The 896-nt window shown below is 39.1% G+C and carries 1 protein-coding gene; it reads left to right on the top strand.

The window, feature by feature from the left end; all coding sequences use genetic code 11:
- Positions 1-219 precede the first annotated feature (219 nt).
- Positions 220-738, top strand: a complete 519-nt coding sequence (locus tag EXA13_RS16580) for a hypothetical protein (RefSeq protein WP_238134094.1) — start codon at positions 220-222, stop codon at positions 736-738.
- Positions 739-896 lie beyond the last annotated feature (158 nt).

The following is an 896-nucleotide window of genomic DNA, read 5'->3' as shown; positions in this document are numbered from 1 at the left end:
GTGCGCGATGGATCCAGAGTATCTTTTGAAGGTATTGGGAAGCCTTTATTTACGGGAATGTTCATGATTTTTCCGTGTAACAAAGCATTTAAGAGGGACAATCAACGCGTGGCATTTTTGGTTCGGGTTGGCATTTGAGGTTACGGCAGGTTAGTTTGAGCGCTGTTTTTTGCGTTGCTTGCCCCTTAATGCGGCGTTATAACTTTTATTGGAGTTTGAGTGAGAAATAGAAATCATGAACTATCAGAGATTCTCGTTGGTTTGATCGGTGATCTAGCTATTTCAGTTAGTATCATTCGTGAATATGAAGATAAGCCTTATATGCACAAACCAGAATTAGTAGCTAGTCGACAAATTATTTGGAGACTGTGTTTTAACTCAATTGTATTAAACTGCTGCAAGTACGTGGAGTTAAATCGTAAGTACTCTCGTGAATTTAATGAAATGACTCCTGAGTTGAATAAAATTCGGGGGCAGTATAACGAGCTAATTACTAGCAACAAATCACTGTTGATCTTGCGAGATGACTACGTAGCTCATGTTAATTCACTGAAAACAAAAAAGTGTCTAACACCAGACGAGGTACAAAATCATATTATCACTATGATTGGTGGTGGGACTAATGCGGCAGAGTTTCTAGATTGGATATGTCCTGATGATTATGAATCATCTAACCCGAATGAAAGTTTAGTCGGGGTAGTAACGCAGCTAAGAGACCTACTGGTATCAAAGTTATAACAAAGCATTTAAGAGTGATTCGCAACGCTTGGCAGTTTCGCTTCGCTCAAGTATAGCCAAGCGCCGCTCACACCTTAATGCGGCGTTATGTTGCCCTGATAAATTTTACAATCTAGAGTTCGAAAATGATAAGAAAGTACAATTCAAATGACTTAGAT

The sequence above is a fragment of the Vibrio cincinnatiensis genome (assembly GCF_022113815.1).
Taxonomy (GTDB): Bacteria; Pseudomonadota; Gammaproteobacteria; order Enterobacterales; family Vibrionaceae; genus Vibrio; species Vibrio cincinnatiensis_A.
Note: the sequence above shows the minus strand (reverse complement) of the source record. Positions and strands in the feature narration are given on the sequence as shown.